The 7544-nt window shown below is 58.2% G+C and carries 5 protein-coding genes; all 5 read right to left on the reverse strand.

Annotated features, from left to right (window positions below; genetic code table 11):
- Nucleotides 1-67: 67 nt before the first annotated feature.
- The gene (locus ACE4YL_RS07950; protein WP_461369476.1) at nt 68-1102 is read right to left on the reverse strand and encodes an IS481 family transposase; all 1035 of its coding nucleotides are present in this window, start codon (nt 1100-1102) and stop codon (nt 68-70) included.
- 112 nt (nt 1103-1214) lie between these two features.
- Nucleotides 1215-1424, reverse strand: coding sequence for a helix-turn-helix domain-containing protein (locus ACE4YL_RS07955; protein ID WP_461369477.1), 210 nt, complete (start codon nt 1422-1424; stop codon nt 1215-1217).
- Between the two features lie 737 nt (nt 1425-2161).
- Nucleotides 2162-3433, reverse strand: coding sequence for an IS256 family transposase (locus tag ACE4YL_RS07960; protein WP_461369478.1), 1272 nt, complete (start codon nt 3431-3433; stop codon nt 2162-2164).
- Nucleotides 3434-5393: 1960 nt separating this feature from the next.
- A complete protein-coding gene (locus ACE4YL_RS07965; protein ID WP_461369479.1) occupies nt 5394-5615 on the reverse strand; it encodes an MBL fold metallo-hydrolase in 222 nt (73 codons plus the stop codon).
- A gap of 1076 nt (nt 5616-6691) precedes the next feature.
- Nucleotides 6692-7027, reverse strand: a complete 336-nt coding sequence (locus ACE4YL_RS07970; protein ID WP_461369480.1) for a hypothetical protein — start codon at nt 7025-7027, stop codon at nt 6692-6694.
- Nucleotides 7028-7544 lie beyond the last annotated feature (517 nt).

A 7544-nucleotide genomic window follows, 5' to 3' on the forward strand; every position in this document is an offset into this window, starting at 1 on the left:
TGTAGAAGCTTGGACTCGATCTGACAGACGACGCCTGGTGAGCGATCGGGTATCGGTGTCCGACGGATCAGGCGGCGATCATTTTCTCCCTCGTCATTGGCAAGGCGTCAAGGAAGGTCTGCATTGGCGTTTTGCCGAAGCACCAGCGTCCTTGATGCGGACGCGCTTCATTGTATCCCACGATCCAGGAATCGAGGTCGGCCTGCAGCTCGGCTAGCGATCGGTAGACTTTCTTGCGGAACGCCACGCGGTAGAACTCATTGAGCGCGGTCTTATGGAAGCGCTCGCAGATGCCGTTTGTCTGCGGGCTCTTGGTCTTGGTGCGCGTGTGGTCGACGTCCTCGATCGCCAGATAGAGCTCGTATTCGTGCCGCTCCGGATTGCCGCAATATTCGCTGCCGCGATCGGTCAGCACCCGCATGAGCTTGACCTCATGGCTGTCGAAGAACGGGATCACACGATCGTTCAACAGATCGGCCGCGGTGATCGGCGTCTTGCGATCATACAGCTTGGCGAAGGCGACCTTGGCGTAGGTGTCGATGAAGGTCTGCTGGTAGACCCGCCCGACCCCTTTCAGGTTTCCGACATAGAAGGTGTCCTGCGCGCCGCAATAGCCGGGATGCTCGCTCTCGAACTCGCCATGCGCCTCCTTTTCGGTCTTGGCCTTTTCCAGCGCGACAACCTGCGCCTCGGTCAGTACCAGTCCGTCCTGCGCGCTCTTGGCTTCCAGTGCCTTGAGCCGCTTGGCCATGGTTTCAAGCTCGTGCCGCTGCCACACGCAGCGCACGCCGGCGGGCGACACGGTCAGCCCGCGTTTCTTTAGTTCGTTGGCAACCCGCACCTGGCCGAAGGCAGGCTGCTCGAGCGCCGTTTCGACGATCGCCTCCTCGATCTCGGGGGCAACCCGGTTCTTCAGCACCGGCTTGCGCCGGCTGATCTCCTGCAAGGCCAGCTCACCGCCTTTGTCGTAGAGTTCCTTGAAGCGGTAAAAGCTGTCGCGCGAGTAGCCCATGATCTTGCAGGCTTGGCTCGCATTGCCGAGTTGCTTGGCCAGCTCCAACAATCCGACCTTGGCGCGGATGATCTTCTGTTCGGTGGTCATGACGGTGTCCTTTCAAACCGCCGAGGCGGGGCGCTTCGCCACCCCGACCGCTCCACGCCCCGCCTCGGCTCTGATTGTGCCGTGGACCAGGCTGCCACCGTCAGATTAAGTCTTAGCTAAAGCAAATATTGTTTGGCAATAGCCCTTCACCGGAACGGTCAGTAGGATTGCTACAATGCTTTCGCCAACGATGATATGTCATCGTGCTCACGCCTAAGGCCCGCGCAATCTGTCGTTGGCCATGGCCCAACGCCGCGAGGTCGTCCGCCTGTCGAAGCTTTGCGGCGATCTCATCGCTCGTGTGCCGTTTCAATACCACCACCCCTAAGCGCCCAGACCATACTTAGAGAGTCGACATAAACTGCTCTGAGTATTCTGGAGGTTAATATTGTTGAGTCTGCAGTCTAACTGCTCCAGGGACAATCGAGAGGAATTGGCCACAAGTAATTTATCAGAAGAAGCAGATTGTATCCAGCAAATTATTGACACACAAACAAAAATTGTGGGTGAACTCAGTGACCTGCTTCGGGTTTCGTCCCGCCTTTAGGTTAGATCTTTTAGCTAGCCCTATTCACTTAGTGCCCTTCTCGACCGAGTTGCAACTTCGTTCGGAGTGAGCGCGTCGCGGCTCCAACGCTGGTTTGCGTTCTGCGGGATTGCCATCGGCGCTCCTTCCTCCTTCCCGAGTTCCCCCCGCGCCGCGCCATCAACCGCCCTTCAGTAGAGCCATCGGAGCTCCTCCAGGGATCGCCAAGCTGAAGAAATTTCAGGAGAAACGGCTATAGGTTGATTGCCTGAAATCTTGCATAAACAGGTTGTCTATAACGATTATTGTGATATAGTGGTAATACACGCGTGGATGTTAGTCGCACTGAGGGGGGCTCAGTGCATTTTTATCAGATAGTGGTAGTGAACGATGCGCGATACTATTATTGCGGTCGACTATTCGCAGATATGTTCTGAACTTGAAGGCCGGATTGCGAAACTGGAGGCCGAGAATAGGGCCCTGGAAGAGTACTGCCGTGAGCTATCGCCTAATTTTGTTGACGGCCTGATGGGTCAGGCGGCTTTGGCTTGAGGCGCGGCCGATCGGGCGACGACCTCGATTCCGTCGGCGAATTTCACACCTGTGATCAGCTTTGGCAACTGGTTGTGGCCATCGAGGCAACGCCAGCTCTTCTGCGCGGCCTCGATGAGCTTGAAGACCATCGCAAGCGCCGTCTTGTTGGAGAGGCAGCCTTTCGATCGGATCGTGCGATGCCGCACGGTCGCGAACGTGCTTTCGATCGGATTCGTGCTGCGCAAGTGCTTCCAATGTTCGGCGGGGAAGTCGAAGAAGGCGAGCAGCGCCTCGCGATCTTTGGTCAGGCATTCGACCGCCTTCTCGTATTTCGGAGCGTAGCTTTCCGCGAAGGCGTCGAAGGCGGCGACGGCCTCCTTCTTCGTTTCAGCCATCCAGATGTCCTGCAGCGCGCGCTTGGCCTTGCCGTGCAGGCTCTTCGGCAGCTTGTTGAGGACGTTCGCCGTCTTGTGCACCCAGCACCGCTGCTCGCGCGTCGAAGGCCATATCTCGCCGAGCGCCTTCCAGAAGCCGAGCGCGCCGTCGGCGACCGCAAGCTGCGGCGCCGTCGAAAGGCCGCGCCGCTTGAGGTCGAGCAAGAGGTCGCGCCAGGATTGGGCGCTCTCGCGCACGCCGTCGGCGAAGCCGACCAGCTCCTTCTTGCCCTCGGGCGTCGCGCCGATGATCACGAGAATGCATTGCGCCTGATCCTCAAGACGCGCCTCCAGATAGATGCCGTCGACCCACCAGTAGACGTATCGTTTGTTCGATAGATCGCGCTTGCGCCAGCGGTCGTGCTCCGCGCTCCACGCGTCCTTGAGGCGGGCGATGGTCGAAGCCGACAGGCCCGGCGCATCTGCGCCGACCAACGCCGCCAGCGCCTCCTCGAAGTCGCCGGTCGAGACGCCTTTCAGGTAGAGGATCGGGATCAACGCTTCGAGGCTCTTCGTCCGCCGCGCATAACGCGGCAGGATGTTCGGGCTGAACCGGATGCGCTCACCTGCGTCGCCCGCGCGGTCGCGCACGCGCGGCTGGCGCACCGTCACCGGGCCGATGCCGGTCATGATCGAGCGCTCGGGCAAATGTCCGTGCCGCACGATCCGCCGCTGACCGTCTTTGGTCGTGCAATCGGCGTGGCGGGCGAGAAAATCCGCTACCTCGGCCTCGACCGCTCGCGCAAGCAGCGCACGCGCGCCCTCACGCAAAACTTCGGTGAGCGAATCGGCAAAGGTCACTGGCTGGGAAAGCTGGAAAACGTTAGTCTCGGTCACGGCGTATCATTCCTTCGGTGGAGAAGTGGAGGCTCGAACACCCCCACGATACGCCGCCTTATCCCTTTACGCCGTCACCAACTTCCGCGCATAGCTCGTACTGCCGCGTGCTAAGAGTTACTTTAGCGAGAAAGCGTAGAAACGTCGCCGGTTCGCTTCGGCCGCAAGATGGCTTGGCTTGAGATTGTTGCCGCCAGTCGCCAGGTTTTTCGAGCAAAGAAGGACATTACCATCGCCCTCGATCGAACCGGTGGGTTCCTCCCGAGAAGTGGCCCCTCCCGAGACGTTAGGCCATTCTGAGTGAGAGAGCCGGCTAGGCTCGAACCCGCGGAGGGCGGCTCGGCCGAAGAAGAAGTCGAAGTTTACCGAGCAACAGATTGCATTTCCCACACCCGTGTCATCGCTGGGCTGTCCGAGTCGCCTTGGTCCGAGCGCGCTATAGGACGAACGTTCGGGGGCGCGCCAAGGGTGATACGCTCAGTACGGCCCGACAAATGCCGCAACACCACCAAACGGACCGCTGAACCGATAGTTCAACCCGATCTTGGCTGTGCTAATCCCATCGGGCCCTGAATGGTCCCAGCTATAGCTTCCAGCCGGGATGACAGGGCCGCCTAGAGAACCCGGATTTGGTCAAGACGAAGCCGGGCGAGATACAGTCGGTCCCAAACCAAAGGACGCAAACCCCATTCCAACGAGCCTTGGTGTTTGCCGTCGTGGAGTCGTAGGATAAATTCCGTCCACGAAGGTTTTCGATCATTTTATTAATCGAGCATTAACCTCAATTCGAATAAGCAAGTTTACGCGTTTTTCGTGCTCAGCTCCGATGCGGCCTCTGGCTACGGGGATCGTGGTCACTTTATTGCTCCCGGGAGCATTAGCGGCAGCTGTCGAGTTGCGCATGCACAGATGGGCAATGCGCTCTGGCCGTGCGGCTAACCTCCGGCGCTGTTCAGGTCTGTCAAAGGATCCTCGGGCAAGCACGGCTGGGACACGCTGGCCAAAGGCTCGAAGCCGAGCAAGTGTCGCGAGCAAAACTTGCTCAACGTGAGTTTGGGGGATCTTGCGTGGTTTATGACCTGAGTTCACAGGAAGCTACACAACCAAGTGGCTTGGAGGCGGCTGGGAACGCCCCCCATCGAGCCAAACGCATCTTACGGGTCCCTGCCGAGGAGTTTCCAAAACCGCGCCCGGAATCTCCGCTAATCGACCAAATTAGCGCGACTTCACCCGCAGCGGTATGGGATGGCGAAATACGGATTGATAGCCAGGACCGGGCCGATCTTCTGGGTGCCGCGTATTCGCGGCCAAAACGATACCCCATAGCGATCATCGCAGGCTCGGTGTTATTGGGACTTAGCCTTGGGCTTGGGTGGTTCGCCCGATCAACACATGATCAGCTAGATAACGCCGCTCCAACCAGTAGCGGCTCTCAAGACGTGAAGGCTGTTCCGTTACCTCCCAAGCAGGCCACACTCCCTCCAGCACCAACCGCTGTTTCTTTACCGGCGAAGCAGACCACACTCCCGCCAGCACCAATTGCAGTTTCTTTGCCGGCGAAGCAGACCACAGACTCTCCAGCACCAACCGAGGTGGACCAGACGAAGCTTTCGGCCCGGCCCATGGCTGTACCCGACACGAGGCCGGCGACCATCAAGGGCTGGACGGTTCGTACCGTCATCGCCGGAACGGCCGTCTTGGAAGGCCCGAATGGCATTCGTAATGTGAGGCGCGGAGATAAAGTGTCCGGACTCGGGGAGATTGAGGACATCCTGCGTTGGGGCAAGTGGTGGATCGTTGCGACCGAAAGGGGTCTGATTTCGACGCAATAACAAACGACCTATTGTCAGGACCTCCGGCCCCCCTATCGCTCCCGATGCTATTCGGCGTCGGGGTCCCGACGCCGATCGGCGCCGGGGTCACCAGTACCGTAACCATTAATGTCAGTCGCTTACTGGGGTCACATTCCGAGCCGAATAGATTCATCAGGCGAACGAGGCCGTCGGACGCCACCCGGCGTGCGTCCACGCATTGCGGGTCCGGATGTATCGATCACTCCGCCAATGTGATCGGGATGCATATGGGTAAGGATGATCCAATCCAAAAGGCGCGCATGCGACGTCTCGATATGGCGGCAACCGACCGGGTCATGAGCGGGGATGCATATTCCGTTTCCGGGCATCGGTTACGTTGAAAAGCGCGGAAGCAGGTGGAGGTCGCATTAGTGGGGGTTGCGGAGCAAATTGAATCTCTATTTTCCTGAGAGAGGAAGGAGTTATACGAAGGTAAATTGCTCCGAATTTCCCGGAGACAATCTTTGTTGAGAACTATGCGGTCATCGTGGGCTCTTCGTCAGGCTGCCTAGAGAAGAAAAACTGTTCGTGAAGTCGGTGGGGCTGTCGACCGAACTGCATGCAGTAAGCATTATGCCGGCAGACAAAGCCAGCCACGGAGAAACTCGAACAGGCACACTCATAATTGCATGGCTCACATAAGACTAGATTATTCTCCAATAGGGGTCCGACAAAAACCTTTAGAAAGTGTTCAAAGCGACGAAACTTTTTCCAGGAGTTGCTCGCGTACATCACCAAAGAGAAGCGAGCGCACTCCCAGCTCGCGCATGTTGGGCTGGGAGGGAAGGCATGACGGCGAGCCTCGGGTCACCATCGCCATAATTGTCGGTGTTCATGCGCGACAATCTTGAAGGCGTTTTACAATGGGCGCAACGCGCAGACGATGCTGACGATAATAATTAAAAAAAAAGGTCTCGGCGCACCGGGCTATTAGGGGCGCTACGAGCAGGCGGCCCCTATCCGTCCTCGCGATCGCCGGAGAACAGGGATCAGCGAAGACCGTCTGCTCAAAACTCCGGCGCGCGATGAAACGCTGCCGGTCCATAGATCCGGTGCAGCTCGCAGCCGTCGACGCTCCTCGATCGCCTCGCGCGTGAACAGGCACGGTCGACGAGTTCGTTCGCTAGAGTGGAGGGCACCCGTTCATCACCTCCCCCGAAAAACCTTTGACCTGAACATGACTGGCTCTCGATCAACCTGCGCAGGGTTGCGTGGTTCTGATGGCTTAGGGGATTATCCGCAGCAGCATAAGGCTGCCAGCTTCAAATGGACGAAGACCTTGCCAAGCTGAAAGAAGCAGTTCGAAATAGGAAGTGCACGGATTGTGCGCAGGTAGCTGACCGACCGGCGGCGTCGCCGTACTCGGGTTCCACCTTCACAAGTGGCGCCTTCGCCGGGACCGCACTCAGCGGGGCTCGCGAAGGCGGGGAATGACGGTCGCTATGTCGCGATCCAAAGGATCTGTTTTCTCGCGCGCAGCTTCTTTCTCGCGCTCCTCGCGAAGCAACCAATATATGTGTGCTGAAAAAAGAGAACCAAGGAATACTGCGGCGGATGCCGGGATGAGCATATCCACACCACCGCCATCTGGGATCACTTCCACGATGCGTGAAAGTGCGGCTGCCAATCCGAGGACGCAGACAACGGAACTAATCATAGTGACGTGGATCGAACGAGAAACGGCCGCAGATAGCGACAATATACCGATTATTATCGTCAATATATCGCTGATCCAGGGCATTTCTTTGCCGCCGCCTACTGTAAGAAAGTCGTGTGCCTTCTGTTGTGCCTGATTTTTTTCCGCTCGCCTGCATCTCCCGCCAGTTCGGCCTCGTGTCGGCGCCCCAGAAATATCAGGGCCAAGGTGAAGGACGTAACCAGTCGCATAGTCGGAACCACATTATATGTGGCATTGCAGTCTTGAGCGGACTGGCTGGCATTGCGGGGGTTGGTCAGGGCAGGGACTGAATGAAAGTCGACGCGGTGATGAGGGTAGTCGATCTGCCGATGCCTCTGCGCAAACGCGGTCGAAGCCGGGGTAAGAACAAGTACAGCAAATGAAGGCGAAAGTGAGCTTGGTCAACATTGTCCCGCCTTCGCTCAGCTTTGCGGGGCCGATTTAGATTGCCGTGACTACAACAAACCGTGAAGCGCGTGTCCACCACCGCTGGGCGGATGCCGTTCATGGGGCATCGATCCGACCGTCTGGCGATCCTGGCGATACATTCGCCACCAAAGACCGAACCACGAGCGCGCAT

The organism is Candidatus Darwinibacter acetoxidans, assembly GCF_041936445.1.
GTDB lineage: Bacteria > Bacillota > Limnochordia > Darwinibacteriales > Darwinibacteriaceae > DTU010.

Bases quoted from the DNA above. Each gene is read 5' to 3' on its own strand.
- ACE4YL_RS07965 (WP_461369479.1), bottom strand. From the start codon at position 5,615: ATGCCCGGAAACGGAATATGCATCCCCGCTCATGACCCGGTCGGTTGC.
- ACE4YL_RS07950 (WP_461369476.1), bottom strand. From the start codon at position 1,102: ATGACCACCGAACAGAAGATCATCCGCGCCAAGGTCGGATTGTTGGAG.
- ACE4YL_RS07970 (WP_461369480.1), bottom strand. From the start codon at position 7,027: ATGCCCTGGATCAGCGATATATTGACGATAATAATCGGTATATTGTCG.